The sequence below is a fragment of the Providencia alcalifaciens DSM 30120 genome (assembly GCF_000173415.1).
GTDB classification, from domain to species: domain Bacteria; phylum Pseudomonadota; class Gammaproteobacteria; order Enterobacterales; family Enterobacteriaceae; genus Providencia; species Providencia alcalifaciens.
Window position 1 is genome coordinate 76,334 of sequence record NZ_ABXW01000053.1, and the last position, 16,995, is coordinate 93,328.

15 protein-coding genes are annotated in these 16,995 nt (G+C 38.8%); 8 read left to right on the forward strand and 7 right to left on the reverse strand.

Annotated features, from left to right (window positions below; translation table 11 throughout):
* Positions 1-216: 216 nt before the first annotated feature.
* Both PROVALCAL_RS13390 and ydeE read left to right on the forward strand, forming a co-directional pair.
* The gene (locus PROVALCAL_RS13390) at positions 217-1,374 is read left to right on the forward strand and encodes an iron-containing alcohol dehydrogenase (protein WP_006659829.1); all 1,158 of its coding nucleotides are present in this window, start codon (positions 217-219) and stop codon (positions 1,372-1,374) included.
* 478 nt (positions 1,375-1,852) lie between these two features.
* Positions 1,853-3,040, forward strand: coding sequence for an efflux MFS transporter YdeE (ydeE, locus tag PROVALCAL_RS13395; protein ID WP_039862054.1), 1,188 nt, complete (start codon positions 1,853-1,855; stop codon positions 3,038-3,040).
* A gap of 47 nt (positions 3,041-3,087) precedes the next feature.
* On the opposite strand, the gene PROVALCAL_RS13400 is transcribed toward ydeE, so the two are convergent.
* From PROVALCAL_RS13400 to PROVALCAL_RS13410, 3 genes are all read right to left on the reverse strand, one after another.
* Positions 3,088-4,503 (reverse strand): aminotransferase-like domain-containing protein, encoded by a 1,416-nt coding sequence (locus PROVALCAL_RS13400; protein ID WP_006659831.1) that lies wholly within the window; start codon positions 4,501-4,503, stop codon positions 3,088-3,090.
* Positions 4,504-4,990: 487 nt separating this feature from the next.
* Positions 4,991-6,055, reverse strand: a complete 1,065-nt coding sequence (gene ada / locus PROVALCAL_RS13405) for a bifunctional DNA-binding transcriptional regulator/O6-methylguanine-DNA methyltransferase Ada (RefSeq protein WP_006659833.1) — start codon at positions 6,053-6,055, stop codon at positions 4,991-4,993.
* 154 nt (positions 6,056-6,209) lie between these two features.
* Entirely contained in the window at positions 6,210-7,052 is an 843-nt protein-coding gene (locus PROVALCAL_RS13410; RefSeq protein ID WP_006659834.1) for an AraC family transcriptional regulator, read from the reverse strand.
* A gap of 137 nt (positions 7,053-7,189) precedes the next feature.
* Between PROVALCAL_RS13410 and PROVALCAL_RS13415 the strand changes: the two genes are divergently transcribed.
* The 3 genes from PROVALCAL_RS13415 to PROVALCAL_RS13425 all read left to right on the forward strand — a co-directional run bounded on the left by PROVALCAL_RS13415 (position 7,190) and on the right by PROVALCAL_RS13425 (position 10,369).
* Complete coding sequence (locus PROVALCAL_RS13415; protein WP_006659835.1) at positions 7,190-7,735, forward strand: GNAT family N-acetyltransferase; 546 nt, start codon at positions 7,190-7,192, stop codon at positions 7,733-7,735.
* 201 nt (positions 7,736-7,936) lie between these two features.
* On the forward strand, positions 7,937-9,364 hold the full coding sequence (locus PROVALCAL_RS13420; protein ID WP_006659836.1) for a Na+/H+ antiporter NhaC family protein: 1,428 nt from the start codon (positions 7,937-7,939) through the stop codon (positions 9,362-9,364).
* Between the two features lie 15 nt (positions 9,365-9,379).
* Positions 9,380-10,369 carry a D-cysteine desulfhydrase gene (locus tag PROVALCAL_RS13425; RefSeq protein ID WP_006659837.1) on the forward strand — a complete coding sequence of 330 codons (990 nt, stop codon included), beginning with the start codon at positions 9,380-9,382 and terminating at the stop codon, positions 10,367-10,369.
* A gap of 44 nt (positions 10,370-10,413) precedes the next feature.
* Here PROVALCAL_RS13425 and PROVALCAL_RS13430 read toward each other — a convergent pair whose 3' ends face one another.
* On the reverse strand, positions 10,414-11,322 hold the full coding sequence (locus PROVALCAL_RS13430) for a DMT family transporter (RefSeq protein WP_006659838.1): 909 nt from the start codon (positions 11,320-11,322) through the stop codon (positions 10,414-10,416).
* Positions 11,323-11,451: 129 nt separating this feature from the next.
* Between PROVALCAL_RS13430 and PROVALCAL_RS13435 the strand changes: the two genes are divergently transcribed.
* On the forward strand, positions 11,452-12,321 hold the full coding sequence (locus tag PROVALCAL_RS13435; protein ID WP_006659839.1) for a LysR family transcriptional regulator: 870 nt from the start codon (positions 11,452-11,454) through the stop codon (positions 12,319-12,321).
* On the opposite strand, the gene yqfB is transcribed toward PROVALCAL_RS13435, so the two are convergent.
* Complete coding sequence (gene yqfB / locus PROVALCAL_RS13440; RefSeq protein WP_006659840.1) at positions 12,318-12,647, reverse strand: N(4)-acetylcytidine aminohydrolase; 330 nt, start codon at positions 12,645-12,647, stop codon at positions 12,318-12,320. The two genes, PROVALCAL_RS13435 and yqfB, sit on opposite strands and share 4 nt — an antisense overlap.
* 118 nt (positions 12,648-12,765) lie before the next feature.
* Here yqfB and PROVALCAL_RS13445 point away from each other — a divergent pair, with 118 nt between their 5' ends.
* Positions 12,766-13,548 carry a GNAT family N-acetyltransferase gene (locus PROVALCAL_RS13445; RefSeq protein WP_006659841.1) on the forward strand — a complete coding sequence of 261 codons (783 nt, stop codon included), beginning with the start codon at positions 12,766-12,768 and terminating at the stop codon, positions 13,546-13,548.
* Positions 13,549-13,598: 50 nt separating this feature from the next.
* On the opposite strand, the gene PROVALCAL_RS13450 is transcribed toward PROVALCAL_RS13445, so the two are convergent.
* On the reverse strand, positions 13,599-14,528 hold the full coding sequence (locus PROVALCAL_RS13450; RefSeq protein WP_006659842.1) for an acyl-CoA thioester hydrolase/BAAT C-terminal domain-containing protein: 930 nt from the start codon (positions 14,526-14,528) through the stop codon (positions 13,599-13,601).
* 500 nt (positions 14,529-15,028) lie between these two features.
* Here PROVALCAL_RS13450 and PROVALCAL_RS13455 point away from each other — a divergent pair, with 500 nt between their 5' ends.
* Complete coding sequence (locus tag PROVALCAL_RS13455; RefSeq protein WP_006661761.1) at positions 15,029-15,817, forward strand: GNAT family N-acetyltransferase; 789 nt, start codon at positions 15,029-15,031, stop codon at positions 15,815-15,817.
* A gap of 71 nt (positions 15,818-15,888) precedes the next feature.
* Here PROVALCAL_RS13455 and ddlA read toward each other — a convergent pair whose 3' ends face one another.
* A complete protein-coding gene (gene ddlA / locus PROVALCAL_RS13460; RefSeq protein ID WP_006659844.1) occupies positions 15,889-16,992 on the reverse strand; it encodes a D-alanine--D-alanine ligase in 1,104 nt (367 codons plus the stop codon).
* Positions 16,993-16,995 lie beyond the last annotated feature (3 nt).

The following is a 16,995-nucleotide window of genomic DNA, read 5'->3' on the forward strand; positions in this document are numbered from 1 at the left end:
TATTATTTCATTTGAATGAATTAAATATTGATCGAGGTATAGCCAAAGTCAATCTGTTCATTAAGCATTTAATGCGGTCTATCGGATACATAAAATCATCCATTACCAAACTTTTTGATCAGAATTTGAATAATCCCACGTGTATACTAATAAAATATTTTCAACTCTCACCGATGCCAAATGACATCTCCTTCAATTCCCAACTAAGGTTTGTATATGAATAATTTTGAGTTTTACAATCCAACACGTATTGTTTTTGGTGAAGGCAAAATTGGCGAACTGGACAGGCTGGTCCCTGAAACTGCAAAAGTTCTTGTGCTATATGGTGGCGAAAGCGCCCGCAAAAACGGTACCCTTGATGAAGTCACTAGTGCCTTAAAAAATCGTCAACTTGGTTATTTTGGCGGTATTGAAGCCAATCCACGCTATGAAACGTTAATCAAAGCTGTCGCCCTCATTGAAAATGAAGGCTACGATTTTTTGCTGGCTGTCGGTGGTGGTTCTGTCATTGATGGTACTAAATTTATCGCTGCTGCCGTCAATTATGCGGGTGATAAATGGGAAGTGGTGACCAGTGGAGGGGCGACTATTCAGCACGCATTACCATTTGGTACTGTTTTGACACTTCCGGCAACTGGCTCTGAAATGAATAAAGGCTCTGTGATCACTCGCGAAGAACTCCACGCGAAACTCGCCTTCATGAGTGACAAAGTTTTCCCTCAATTTTCTATTTTAGATCCTGTAAAAACCTATACATTACCACCTCGCCAAATCAGTAATGGTGTGGTGGATGCCTTTGTCCATGTTATCGAGCAATACCTCACCTATCCTGTGAATGCAAATGTTCAAGATGCCTTTGCCGAAGGTTTGCTCAGAACCTTAATCGATATTGGACCGAAAGCGCTAGCTAACCCAACCAATTATGATGTCCGCGCCAATCTCATGTGGACAGCCACGCTCGCTTTAAATGGTTTAATTGGTGCGGGTGTCCCGCAAGACTGGGCTACCCATATGTTAGGACATGAAATTACGGTTCTCTACGGTTTAGATCATGCCCAAACATTAGCCATTGTTCTGCCTTCGTTAATGGAAGAAAAACTGCCACAGAAACAAGCGAAAATGGCACAATACGCAGAACGCGTTTGGGATATCCGTGAAGGTAGCGAAAAAGAAAAAGCGCTCAAAGCCATTGAATTAACAAGAGACTTTTTCGAATCAATGCAAGTTAAAACTCGCTTTAAAGATTACCAACTCAATCAAGATGTTGTTGAGCCATTAGTGAACAGCTTGGTGGCACATAGCATGGTGACCCTAGGCGAACATCGCGACATTACCCCAGAAGTCAGCCGCCGAATTTACATCGCATCATTATAAATCGTTGGTTGAACAAAAGAGCGCATCTATTGCGCTCTTTTTTATAATTCTGACCCATCCTAAATAAGGTGACTCTTTTTTCATCAAATCTTGGCATACACAACACTGACTAAAAACACAATGTTGGTATATCAGAGACTCTCTATCAAGCTTGTACTCAACAATACGATTCCCCACTCTCCTTTGATATTGAAAAGGGAAATCCCTGCCTTGTTTATATGCCTGTCAAAATGAACAATACTAAATAATTAATTTATTTTTTATGCAGTTAAGCCGATAGCAGATAACTCTGCTATTGATGTCTCGCCCTTCTCTAGCCAGATAATTGATTGGCAATGGCACAATAGCATGATCAAAATATTGTTTTGATTTTCGCCCCTAATAAGCCATTTCTTGGGGCTGAAATTTTAGGTATTTTATAGCACTAAATTACATAAAACATTTTTATAACAATTATTGTCTTCCTAGGTCGTGAGCCATGTTTTCTAAATCCAATATCTCTAATACTGCACTGCTCGCATCTTCATTGCTATTAACCATTGGCCGTGGCGCGACCTTGCCATTTATGGCGATTTATTTAACACGTCAGTATCACATGGCCATCGATATTGTTGGTATTGCCATGACCATCGCGTTAACGGTGGGAGTCTTATTTAGTATGGGATTTGGCATGCTGGCGGACAGAGTCGATAAAAAACGCTGCATGCTCATTGCCGTATTCGCCTTTATTTGTGGCTTCATCGCCATTCCATTAATGAATAATGCCCTGCTAGTTATTATCTTTTTCTCACTCATTAACTGCTCTTATTCCGTCTTTTCGACAGTTTTAAAAGGCTATTTCGCCGATACACTCGCTTTATCCTTAAAAACTAAAGTTTTTTCGCTCAACTATACCTTTATTAATATCGGCTGGACGGTAGGTCCCCCTATCGGAACATGGCTATTAATGTTCAGCATTAATTTACCTTTTTGGTTAGCCGCCGTTTCAGCAGCTGCACCGATATTCTTTATTCAACGTTTTGTTCAAAGCACCAAACCTGCTAGCCATGTTGATGGTCAGCCGCGAGTGTGGAACCCTAAGGCGATGCTTCACGACCGTGCATTAGCTTGGTTCATTCTCTCAACCTTTCTTGGTTCCTTGGTATTCGGTTCATTTACTACGTGGATTTCCCAATACGTCATCACCGTTGCTAACAGTGATTTCGCGCAAGCCGTTATTGGTGTCATCTTACCCGTCAATGCCGTCGTCGTGGTGACATTGCAATATGCGGTTGGAAAACACATTACACCCGACAATTTGAGGCGTTTAATGACCTTAGGTAGCCTATTCTTTTTAGGGGGATTAGCTGTCTTTATGGGCTCAGGTGATAACCTCTATTTATGGGCATTAGGGTCATTTATTTTCACGCTGGGTGAATTAATTTATGCCCCAGGAGAATACATGTTAATTGATAGCATTGCGCCTGAAGGTATGAAATCCAGCTATTTTTCAGCTCAAGCGCTAGGGCTACTTGGCGGGGCGTTTAATCCGATGATGACAGGGTTCGTTCTCACTGAACTCGCGCCTTATTCCATCTTTATTATCTTAATGATTGTCACCGTATTGGCGTGGCTGAGTATGCTTAATGGCATGCGGATAAAAAACAAACAAAGCCTCGTAGTTTGATTGTATAAAACCCGCAAATGATAAGCCATTTAGTGGGTTTCTTTTTGCTATTTCAACATGGTCATTTTTAAAGTTTCTCCCAAAATTTTGATAGCATTGCGCCTTCTTGGGATCAACTCAGATGCATAATTAATACGTAGGTGATTTGAGTAACAATCTCCAGCAGCAAAGTGTGCTCCTGTCAATACAGTCACTTTATTGCGATGTAAAATATCCATCAGCTTTGTACTGTCCACAGCAGGATGCTCGACCCAGAGTGAAAATCCTCCTTGAGGTCGTGAGATCCGCGTATTTGCTGGAAAATGCGTTTCGACTAACTCACGATATTGACACTGTAATTCACGGTATTGCTGACGCATTCGGCGTAAATGCAAAAAATAATGCCCTTCTTTTAAAAAATTACTCATTACTTGCTGCATAAATACCTCACCCGAACAATGGGACAGGTATTTTAAGTGCATTACTTTTTCTTTATATTTACCGGGAATAATCCAACCAGTACGTGTTCCCGGTGCCACCGTTTTAGAAAATGAGCTACACAAAATCACATGCCCATCAGTATCCAGAGATTGAATTGTTGAAGGGCGTGGGTAGGTATACGCAAGCGGCGCAAGGCAATCATTTTCGATCACGGTCCCTTGGTACTTATTGGTTATTTCCAGCAGCCTTTGCTTATTTTTTTCCGGCATAATACTGCCCATAGGATTATTACATGTCGGTGTTACAACCACGGCTTTCACTTGCCAACACTGAAATGCCTCTTCTAACCTATCAAGATTAATTCCCGTTTGAGGATCAACAGGAATTTCAATAATTTTACGACCTAATCCATACAACGTCTGCAATAACCCCGGAAATGTAGGAGACTCCACCGCGACCACATCATTTCCTTGTGTACACGCTTGTATTGCAATTGAAAGTGACTGGTGTGCGCTAGTCGTTGTCACAATATCATCAGGGGTAAATGACTGGCGATAATCTGACACATGATAAATTTGCTCCCTTAGTGCGGCAAGCCCTTGTAAGCTATCATATTCCAGCGTTAAGGGGTTTTTACGACGCGCAACCATATTCATTTCTTGCCATAACGGCTCTAAGGTTTTGCCCATAATATTCGGTACCGCACACGAAAGTGATGTCACCCCGACACGCTCTTCTACACGTAAGAAATCCATCGTCGGATTCCACTTATCAATATGAACCGGTTTTTGAATATAGTTTGCCACCTTAGGCAGCTGGGCTGTTACCTTTTCAGGGATCACAAAATAACCTGATTTCGGTACCGCATAAATGAGCTGACATCGCTCCAGCTCACGATAAGCAAGCTGAACAGTGGTAATGCTTACATCATGACAACGGCTAATATCACGTACAGACGGCATTTTTTCTCCGCCAAGAAACTCCCCTCGATGGATTTTGCTCTGAAGCATCTGGGCTATCTGTTTATAAAGCATCGCTCTCATATCCTTAACATCGTATCCCGTAACTGTAATGTAATACAAATTTCGCTGGGATGATCTGTATTTTGCAAAAAATCAGATCTGTCACTTTTTTAAGTTAATTTCTAATGCGATGCTAAATAAACAAAATACAACGATAGGATTTTATTTATGGAATATGAAAAAAACATAAAGGGTAAGCCATACCCTAAGTTTATATTAGCTCAAGTAATTATGTTTATTTTAAAGAGCATAAGGAACTTATTTTTAAGGAAAAAACATGAAAAATACAAAAACCAGAAAATCTAATTTGTTATTCAAAGAAATAAAATTAATTTTAACTAAATTAATCTTTAAAGGATATAAAATAGGCTTCACATACCATAACAAATAATACCTGCTATCTTTATAATCCTATTAACCAATAAAAATAAATATGTAATTTTCATATTAAAATTTGCTGCACAATTGTTGTATTGGCGCAGTATTATCTTTTTCATCATGAATATGATTATTTTCTGATGGATTCTTTTAATAATAAAGCGCGTTTGCGATCAATTCCCCACCGATAGCCAGATAAAGCGCCATCATTTCTTACCACACGATGGCAAGGGATCGCGATTGCGAGCATATTAGCGCCGCAAGCATTCGCCACAGCACGAACCGATTTAGGCGAACCTATTTTTTCTGCGATTTCTCGATAACTGACTGTTTTACCAACAGGAATGGTTCTCAAAACTTGCCATACTCGCTGTTGGAAAGCGGTTCCTCGGATATCTAGCGGAAGATGAAGACCTATTTCAGGGACTTCTATAAATCCAATCACATTTGCGACAACTTGATCGAAATCTTTATCTCCACCAATCAATTGCGCATGAGGAAATTTATCTTGTAAATCATTGAGTAACAACTCTGGATCATCACCCAATAAAATGGCACAGATACCGATTGAGCTCTGTGCAACAAGCACATTTCCCAATGAGCACACCGCTAAGGCAAAATAAATTTGATGCCCATCTCCACCGGACTTCCATGCCGTGGGTGTCATTCCTAAACGCGCAGTCGCCGTTTCATAAAAACGACTATTTGAATGAAAACCCGCATCATATATGGCATCCGTAATCCGTTCATTCTCAGCTAATTGAGCTTGCACTTGCTGATGGCGATAGGCATCGCGATAAGCTTTAGGCGTCAATCCCATCTGAGATTTAAATAACCGATGAAAATGAAATGGACTAATACCGACATATTCGGCTAACTCCGCTAAAGTGAATTGTTGATTCGTTTGCTCTATATACCGACAAGCAAGCTCAATTTTTTCTTGATAAAACTGAGCTTGCTGTGACATTTCATTACGATGACGTTTTCCTGAACGGAACCCTTGCTCTATCGCTTGCTGCTCATTATCAAAAAACAGCACATTGTCTCGATTCGGTAAACGACCAGCCGCAGATGGGTGGTTATAAATTTTTGACGTTTTTACACCATATACAAAATAACCATCGGCCGATTTATCACGGTTTTTCAGCGCATTCCAGCGCTGCTCATCGGTGATCCATTGATTCTTCGTTGTCATAATATTAACCCTTTACTGATTTCACCATGCTCAGTATCTTCGGTTATTATATGCCTAACACTCCAAACCTTGCTTTTTAATTCGCCGTACAGACTGCGCCTTGTGTTTGTTCTTCAGTATTTTTTCGACGAACGATCAGCAAAATTGAACCAAGCTAAGTGCCTCGTTTTCTTTTTCTAAATTCACTTAATGTCATTCCGGTATGCCGTTTAAAATAACGGCATAAGTATGACGTATCTTCAAAATTTAATTCATCCGCAATACCTTGAATAGATAATATACCTCTCTCGAGCTGTGCTTTAATTTCTAACACCACTTGTCTGTCTATTAAAGCTTTGGGCGGATCATTAAAAAAATCCTTCACGATTTGCGATAAATAAAATGGCGTAATGGCCAGTTGTTTTGCGTAAAATTTAACATCCCGTTGCTGCTTACAATGCTGTGTGATTAGCGACCAAAATTGCCAACATAATTTAGCTTTACGACTACGTTCCTCTTTAAAAATAGCCCCAGAATGATCAACTTGATTAGCGATTTCCAAAAAGAAGTTTTGCAGATGCTGGCGCAATTGCAGCTTTCCATGTTCTGTACGTTCCTGCAGGTAATAGCGAAATAGTGCGTACCAATGTGAAAATAAACGTGCTTGCGCCGATGTCATCGATAATCGAGGCTGAAAATTAAAAAAAGCAAATAGCGAGCTTGGTAAAACAAACGCAATATCTGTGGCAAAAGCCTTGTCAATATGAATGTAATCAACAATAAAGTTCCTAGAGCGCTTTTGTAGCATCACGAATGTATCTTCATATAGAACAAATAAATCATCTTTACGTAAAGCATACTGTTTAAAATTAATATTAAAAACAGCCATTCCCTGCCGACCAATGCATAACGTCACATAATCTGGCGATATTACGCTATTTTTTAGCTCCTCAAATGTCGATGACCCAAGACATACGACGCCGCTCCATATTAATTGATGATGTTTTAAATCTTGCATATAAACTCACCTTACTGGATTTCGCTCCTTATCATTAGTTTTCAAAAGTACCTAAACTAACGAGATTTTTCCCTTATATACCACAAATAAATACCTAAAATAAGTCTTGTTAATTACCCCCAACAACGAAGAGAAATATGATGGTGTTATATACTGAACGACTGATTTTACGTCCTTGGCTGATGAGCGATGCCACCAATCTGTATCATTATGCTAAAGATGAACGTATCGGTCCTATTGCCGGTTGGCCGCCTCATCACAGCATTGAAGAAAGCGCTGAAATTATTCAATCCATTTTTATGCGTGATGGTGTATTTGCCGTTGCATTGAAAGAAGACAACAAAGCAATTGGGTTAATTGGTTTATCCATTGGCAAAGACAGTAATTTTCCTATTGGCGATAATGATGCAGAAGTAAGCTATTGGATCGGCGTTCCATTTTGGGGAAAAGGATTTATTCCAGAAGCTCTATGTGAAATTATGCGTCACGGATTTAAAAACCTTAAAATGGATAATTTATGGTGTGGATATTTTCAAGGTAATCAACAGTCTAAAATTGTGCAAGAAAGGTGTGGATTTCAATATTACGCGACATTAGCACCGCAATTTATTGAATTAATCGGTGAAACAAAAATCGAAGAAATTAGCCGTATTACCTATGAGCAATGGCAAGCGCGTATTTAACTTGCCGAATTACGCTATCCTAACCCAATAGCGTAATTCCCTCATAACGACTCATTGCAGTTTATCTGACCACTCATATGGAATTTGTAACAATCTACTGCAATTCAAAGAAAATAACCGACAGCCCTCTCCCATCAATGCTATGATTTCCTGATATTTACAAATAACTTTTCATATTATAAAAATATCCAAGGTAAACACATGCACGACTATGGTATTTGGACAATTATCACACCGATTGTCACAATTCTCTTGGCAATACTCACTCGCCAAGTGATGCTTTCATTAATGCTAGGGATTTTAGTTGGTTTTACTGTTATTAATGACCATAACCTATTACTCGGTATTCGAAGAACAGTAGACGGCATCATTGATACATTTTCTTCGGCGGGTAATACACGTACCATTGTCTTTATGGTCATGATTGGCGGGATCATGCGTTTAGTCGTCGTCACCGGAGGGGTTAGAGCCCTCGTCCAGTTACTCACTAATAAGACAAAGTTAATCAAAAATAGAACAGCAACACAATTGCTCGCCATAGTAATTACATCCCTGATTTTTATTGAGAGCTCCATTAACCAACTAGTAGCTGGTGCCTCTACTAAGAATTTAGCGAGACAATATGGCGTCGCGCCAGAAAAAATGTCCTATCTTATTCAAACTGCCTGTGTGTCGGTCTGCTCATCTGCCGTTATTAATGGTTGGGGTGCGGTTATTATGGGGCTAATAGGTGTACAAATCTCCCAAGGTCTTATTTCAGGTGAACCTTTCGATATTCTCATTAAATCTATTGGCTACAACTTAATGGCATGGCTATCGCTTGCGACTATCTTATTTTATGTATTCACCAATTTTTCTTGGGGACCAATGAAAAAGGCTGAAATAAAATATCAGCAAGATTTCAACGCAGGTAAATTAACAAAATCCTCATTAAAAAATGAAGAAGAAGAAATTATCGACCACCCGAATGCACATTCGGCACTGAATTTTTTTATTCCTATTCTTTCAACTGTATTAATGGTTCCTGTTGCCTTATATATTACGGGCGACGGTGATTTCAGCAAAGGTAGTGGGTCTACTTCCGTTTATTGGGGAGTTATGTTTGGTACGGCTGTTTCTTTTTGCTGGTTTATCGGAAGACGGCTATTAAATATCGATAACTTCTTTAAGGAATTATTCATTGGCTACGCCAGTATGCTAAAAATCAGCTCTATCATGATTTTAGCTTTCTTAATGGGTAATGTATCCTCTGAACTTAATACTGGAGCTTATATTGCTGAGGTCACTCAAGGTATTATGGCGCCGGGTTTCTCTATTGGCTTTATTTTTATTATAAGTGCCATCATGTCTCTAGCGACGGGAACCTCATGGGGAACCTTTGCCATTATGATCCCAATTGGTGTTCAATTAGGCTTATCCGTTGGTATGCCAATTGAATATATGATTGGGGCAGCAATTTCAGGATCAATCTTTGGCGACATGACCTCACCTATTTCCGCAGATGCCATTGTTGCTTCTATGGCCACAGATTGTGACCATATAGAACATATTCGTACTCAAATGCCTTATGCATTAGTGACCGCAAGCTTTGTACTGGCTATTTATCTCTATTTAGGGTTTACCAATTAATACAGGGGAATTTAGATGTCTCTTCAACAAACATTAACTCAATTCGCGAAAGTTGACTTGCTTAAAGCATCGACCCCACTGAATCGACTCGATAATTTGTCACGTTTATATGGACGAGAAATCTATATTAAACGTGATGATATGACGCCGTTGGCGATGGGCGGAAATAAACTCCGTAAGCTCGAATTTTTAATGGCTGATGCTTTAGCCCAAAATGCAAAAATTATTGTCACTGCGGGTGCTATTCAATCTAACCATGTTCGCCAAACGGCTGCTGTTGCCGCTATGTTTGGGTTGAAATGTGTCGCTTTATTAGAGAACCCTATTCAAAGTGAAGATAGCAATTTCCTGCATAATGGAAATAAACTACTCACTGACTTATTTGGCACTCAATGTGTAATGTGTGAAGAATTAACCGACCCACAAGCGCAAATGGCAGAATTGATTCAATCGTTAGATCTTAAAGACGCTTATATTGTCCCAGTCGGTGGTTCAAATGGAATTGGCGCATTGGGTTATGTCCAGTGCGCCATTGAAATTGCCCAACAAAAACCAACCAATATTGAGTTTGATAAAATCATTGTTGCTTCAGGTAGCGCAGGAACTCACGCCGGTTTAGCGATGGGTCTGCAAGAATTGCTTCCAGCAGCGCAACTCATTGGTGTCACTGTTTCTCGTAAACAGCAAGATCAGGCACCCAAAGTTGAAAAATTGCAAAATGAATTAGCGCAATTACTGAAACTCGAAAAAACACCCGAAATCACTCTTTGGGATGATTTCTTCGCCCCTATGTATGGCATGCCGAATCGTAGTGGTTTGAATGCAATAGCGCTGTTAGCACAAAAAGAAGGGATCTTGCTTGACCCTGTTTATACAGGAAAAGCCATGGCTGGCTTGATTGATTACTTAGATAATTCATCCGATAAAACCCCTGTATTATTCGTTCATACAGGTGGAGCACAAGCACTTTTCGCTTATTCAGAAATCAACAAAACCATAAAATAATAAATATCGCTCTATGGGTCAGTTATTTCCATAGAGCGTCTATTTTAGACTCGCGATTTATTCGTTACCCATAACCCGAAGATAATCACTATCCCCCCCAATAATGCAGAGAATGTAATCTCTTCATTTAAAAACAGCGCTCCTATTATTACCGCTGTCAACGGATTAAGTGCAATGAATGCCCCCGCACTCGCTGCACCTAACTGATCAATACCTTGGTAATACCAAATATAAGCCAGTGCTGAACCTAAAACACCTAAATAAAACAAGCTAACAATATCAGTATTAGTTAAATGAGCCATCCCTTCGATTGTTAATTGCCCTGCCATTCCCGTCACGATAATCAACAGTAAAGTTCCTAATAACACAGCATAAGCAACAGTATGTATCGCACCAATATCTCGAATAATATTTCTACCAGCAACCGTATAAATTCCCCAGCTCACCACACAACCTAATATAGCGATATCACCTTGATTTGTTAAAAATCCATTTACCCCTGATGTTTTTGCAGAGAGTAATATCGTTGCACCTAATACACAGCAACTAATACCAACGCCTTTCATTAAGGTAATTTTTTCACGCCATAATAAATATGATATTAGTGCAATCATTGCGGGGTTAATTGCGACTAATAAGGCCGCTCTTGATGCCGGAATCAACTGTAACCCATAGAAAAAAAGTACCTGATAAATAAAGATGCCACTACACCCTAATAACAAAACTTGGGCAAACTGACGGATATTTATTTTCTTCCAACCCAAACGAGTCACACTCAGCAAAATAACTAATGAAACGCTAGCAAAAAGAAATCGCACTGTAGCTGAAAGCAATGGAGATATATCAGACTGTAGCACCCTTCCTGCAATAAATGTTCCTCCCCATAAGATAGAGACACAGATCATTTGCAACACAATCATGTTTACGGGTCTAAGGTATTTATTATTTTTCATTCCATCGCGGATTACCCTATTCAAAATACTCACCTCTTCCAATCAGAAATTATGCAATTTATTGACTCGCCCACATCAGATGGATAAGTTATTGGTTATCTATCATCATATGCAAATGAGCCTTTACTCATGACATTAAGTCAATTGGAAATATTTACCCTTGTTGCTGAGCTTAAAAGCTTTACCTTAGCGGCAATGTCATTGAAGATTTCCCAATCTGCGGTTTCCCATGCGATTAAATCACTCGAAAAAGATTTAAATGTCATACTATTTACGCGGGAACAGAACCAAATCACGCTGACAGAAATTGGTTGTACTCTATTAAACCGAGCACAACACATATTGAGTCTTCAGGAAACCATGAGGCAAGAGGCCCAAGCCTCTAATGGATTGAAAAAAGGTGTACTACGGATTGGTTCTTTTGGACCAGGCTCTTCAACTAACATTCTGCCGCCATTATTGACCGCATTTCGTCAACAATACCCTGATATTCAAATCATTGTTGATGAAGGTGATGACGAAAGTGTGACTCAATGGTTGCAAGAAAAACGCGTAGATGTTGGCGTTGTCGTCTTGCCAGACGAACGTTTCGATACTTTTCTTGTGAAACAAGATCAATACGTAGCCATATTGCCATTAAACCACCCATTAGCGATTCATGAGGGGCTTACTTTAAAACAGTTATGCAATTATCCTTTTAACCTAACTCAAGCTGGTTCAGGAAAGGTTGTAATGAGCTTATTCTCTGCACAAAAACTGACGCCTAAGATTCAATTTAGAACCCGCCAACTTCTAAGCACTTTTTCATTAGTAGCTCGAGGTGAAGCTGTGTCAATTGTGGCTCAACTCGCAATCCCCGAAAATATTAACAACATCGTCGTAAAACCATTAATTCCCCGCGTGACTCGGGATATTGCCTTTGCAGTTAATAACCTCAGTGATGCTTCTCCAGCCACAAAAGCCTTTATTAAGCTAGTAAAAAGCTGTCATCGTGATTAAGCGTTTGCTGTTGTTAATCGGTAATGAATAACATATAGGCAATTTTCTGTTGGGTAAATTTCACGAATTAAAGCTTTCAATGTTTCTAATGTCATCGCTTCTTGAGTCGCGTGATACTCTGAAATATCATCGTAGTTCAGTGGCTCAACAGAAAGTATTTCAATGTCGGTATAGTACTCGCCAGTTTCTAAAGCGTGGACTTTGACAACTGAGCCTGGTACATAATGACTCTCACTTTCATCACGAATGGTGATCACTTTTTCACCGGAAACAACCAGTGGTAATAAACGCTCAAAGAACGTGATGGTTTCGGGGATATTATTCACAGATATTCCTTAATCTTTTATTAATTAAACAAATGCTATCCCATGTACCATAGTGTCAGCAATCTCAATTTTCTCAATAGACTAGAAACGTTCAGTTAATTTATTAGGACACCATGAAATGACTCACAACGAAGCGTGTTTTTACTTATTAGAAGATATTTTTTGGTCTGCTATCAGCCTAAAGACGCATCATGTAGAGCCAAATACGTTTGCCTATTTTACTGAGCTAAAAACTCCCGCTTTTAATTATATTTACTTGCATTCAGGAGCAACTATTGCTGGCTTTGAAGCGGCAAATACATTGTTTCAACAACATTCAAAACCCTATATTTTAGTTGTTCACACCGATGAATTACCCAAGTTCTCACATTGTATACAACAACATGATCTTATTGATGATGGTGAATCAACAGCGATGGTATTTGAACTTACGGGGAATGAATTCAAAACGGGAAATCAGTTACCAGACGGCTATGATATAAAGCTTAGTAATCATAATCTCTCAGACTGGTCAAAACCGCTTATTACTGCGTTTCCTGTAGTCAATGAACTAGATTGCGATAATGATGAATCCATTATTGATGAATATATTCGCTATCATCAGCGTGCGTTGGACAAGCAAATCAATATCATGCATTTTGTCTTATTTAATCAGCAGACCCCAGTATCATCACTAACACTCACGCTACACAATGACATTGCGCGCTTAGATGATATTGGTACAGACATTGAATTCCAGAGGCAAGGATTTGCCACGGCATTGATTAAATATGCCTTACAGATTTGTAGTCAACATAGAATCAAGCAGTGCTATTTGGAAGCGTCTAGCGATGGTTTATCGGTATATCAAAAGCTTGGATTTAAATCGATATTTAAATATCACAGCTATATTTCAGAATAAAATCAATTACGTCCAACTCTATTCTATCGGAGTTGGGCGTAAAGGCGGGTTTATTTTTGTTTGTTTATCCCTGCATACCAATCTTGAATATCCTTGATAACACTAGATGACTGATTATTACCCTGACTATTTTGAAAATAATGGTCCAATGTTGAATAGGTTTTATAGGTAATATTAGGATTTTTTACCTCATCCATCATTTTTTTTGCCCCTTCAACATCGACATTCGTATCTGCAAGAGTTTGAATCACTAAGTGCGGTTTATGTACACCTTGCAATAGTTTTTTATTATCAATAGTTAATGCTTCATACCACCAATTTTGCCCATGCCCACTCGGAAATTGATTGTCCTCTAAGTGTTCATGCAATACAGCATTTGCAAACTGGTTAAATCCTTCAATTGCACCGTCTACTTCTTCGGGGGGAACACTCTTTTTAATGCTATAAAACACATCATTAATAAAAAACTGTCCGCCACCATTTAACGAAATCGCAGCATCAATAAAATTGACCTTAGACGCGATAATATTGGTAATAATTGCCCCTTCGCTTCCTCCAAGTAAAATAATATATTGATACTGAGGTTTTAGTTGATTTAACACAGCAATATAATTATCCACACGCTCAAAATAAGAATCATTCCTCATGTATTCTACAGGGCACTCATCTTCTGAAACTTCTTCACCATTTTGTCCTATTTGGGCGTTTAACCCTGTTTTTTCTACCAATAGAACGTCACTATTAGGTAATACCGCCCTAAAATTCTTAATCATATTTTGGTTATTTACGACACTTTTGCAGTCAGAACCTTGAATTAATACTAAGAGTTCTTTCGATGAATTTGACTGACTCTTTAGCAAATAATAGTGGATCTCTTTTTTATCAATTTTCAGTGTTTGCATCTCGAAATTGTCATTCGCTGATTTGGCAAACATCGAATAGCTCGCTAAAAGTACAATGCCTAATATGATTCTCTTCATATCCGCAATCCGACTCCTCTATTTTTTGTGTTCTAAAACAATATGTTGGTGCATGCTGGCTTCTATTTCGTTATTTATGCTATTTTTCTCACAAGATTAAGCATGTTTATGCAGGTACGATCTCTTTATTTTCGCTATCATAACAACGCATTTATAGATAATATCATTGAGTTATATAGTTTTTTATAAATTAAGTGCTTGTCGTAGGATAGCATTAAATAACAAATTATCTGCATATCGCACGAAACGCCTTAATTTATCCTCAGATTTACTTTATAGATATTGCTAAAAAGCACTGTAAGCGTTGCATAATAATGAGAGCTAAGACTAAAGATAGAATGACAACTGCGGCAACAGTTGCCGATTTTAGAGGTTTAGTTATTATCAGTAGATAAGTATCAACAGCTTTACTACCAATAAGTTAACAGAATTTTACATGGGATCAGATTGATTATTTACCCCATTTTTGACTAACACATTTTGTATCAGGTAACTGACTAATGAATATACCGCTCTACTATTTACGACATTACCAATCGATCGAAAAGACGTTTTGGACTTCGATTTGTGAGCACAGTATCCAGATTGCACAACATACAATTTGTTATTTAACTCCGTTAAATTCCCCCGCATTTAATTTTATCTATTTGCAGCCAGATTCGACCCATCACGCATTTATGCAAGCTTATAACCTGTTTGTGTCGCAGAAAAAAAATCATACCTTGGTTATTCCTGAAGAAATGCTACCAAAAGTGATTGATGATATTGAAGCACTTAACTATAAGCGTGACAGCGTCACTACAGCAATGGCATTAACTTTATCACAGCAAAAAGAAGTTAATTTACCAGATAATCAAGTAGATATAGTATTAGCCAACCATGATTTGTCCCTTTGGGCAAAACCATTAGTTTCTGCTTTTTACCTTTCAGAAGAACACGATTTAGTGATCCAAGAATATGTCCGCTACCATGAAGATGCTCTTCAACAAGGTGCTCCTCAATTCCATTTTGTTCTCTTAGTCAATGGTGAACCCGCGACATCAATGACTGTGACTATTGAAGGTGAGTTAGCACGTTTTGATGACATTGGCACCGAACCTAAATTTCAGGGTAAGGGCTACGCATCCCAACTCATTGACTATGCGCTAGCATTTTGCCGTCAACAACGTGTGGAACATTGTTTCTTAGATGCTTCTGAAGCAGGTTTTGACTTATATAGAAAATTTGGATTTGAGCCACTGTTTCGTTATATCAATTATGTTTGGTGTAACAAAAACACAATGCATTAATGGCTTGATGTGATGATCAGTAATGCCGATAGCGACTGGCTATCGGCAATACTAGTAGAAAAAATTAGAAACTAAATTTCATCGCAGGCCGTTTTTAAAGCCGCTGTTTGCTCGAATTTTTCAATTCCCAGCTCAATTAACCGGCTGATCAATTCTTGATAAGTCATGCCACCTTGCTGCCATAACTTTGGATACATGCTGATATTAGTAAATCCTGGTAATGTATTGATTTCATTAATCACAACATCGTTGTTTTCTGTTAAAAACACATCAACACGGGACATACCACTGCAATTCAATGCTTGATATGCTTCTAGCGCAATCGCCCGAATTTTATCACTAATATCATGCTCTAGATCTGCTGGGGCAACAACGGATGCTCCATTTTCATCAATATATTTAGTATGGTAAGCATAGAAGCTATCATGCAACACAATTTCGCCACATGGGCTTGCAAGTGGATGCTCATTTCCAAGCACTGCACACTCAATTTCACGACCTTTCACTGCGCTTTCAATCAGCACTTTTACATCAAATAAAAATGCAAAATCTAATGCCGCGTTAAACTCGCTTTCATTATTAACTTTACTGATCCCAACTGATGACCCTTGGTTAGCAGGTTTAATAAATAATGGTAAGCCCAGTTTTTCAACCGTCGCTGAGTAGCTGATTTCATCACGCCCACTTTTTAATATCGTGATAAATGGTGCAATATGTAACCCGGCATCTCTTAGTAGGCGCTTAGTGACATCCTTATCCATACATGCGGAAGAACCTAAAACACCCGGACCTACAAAAGGTAGATTCGCCATACGCAACAACCCTTGCAAAGAACCATCTTCACCTAAGTTACCGTGGACGATTGGAAAAATAACATCAATTTGCGGGAGCGGTTTTGCATCTTCTAAAGAAATGAATTGTTCACTCTGTTTACCAGGAACAATTGCAATACTGCGTTTTGGTGTATTTAACGCAATATGAGCAGGATCATCACCATGTAGCAGGAAGTTTGCTTCATCATACTCATGCCATTGCCCTTCTTTATTAATACCAATCAGGCATACATCAAATTTACTACGGTCTAATCCATTAATAATATTTTTAGCTGATTGCAACGAAACTTCATGCTCGGTAGATTTTCCACCAAAAATGACACCAACCCGAATTTTGCTCATTAT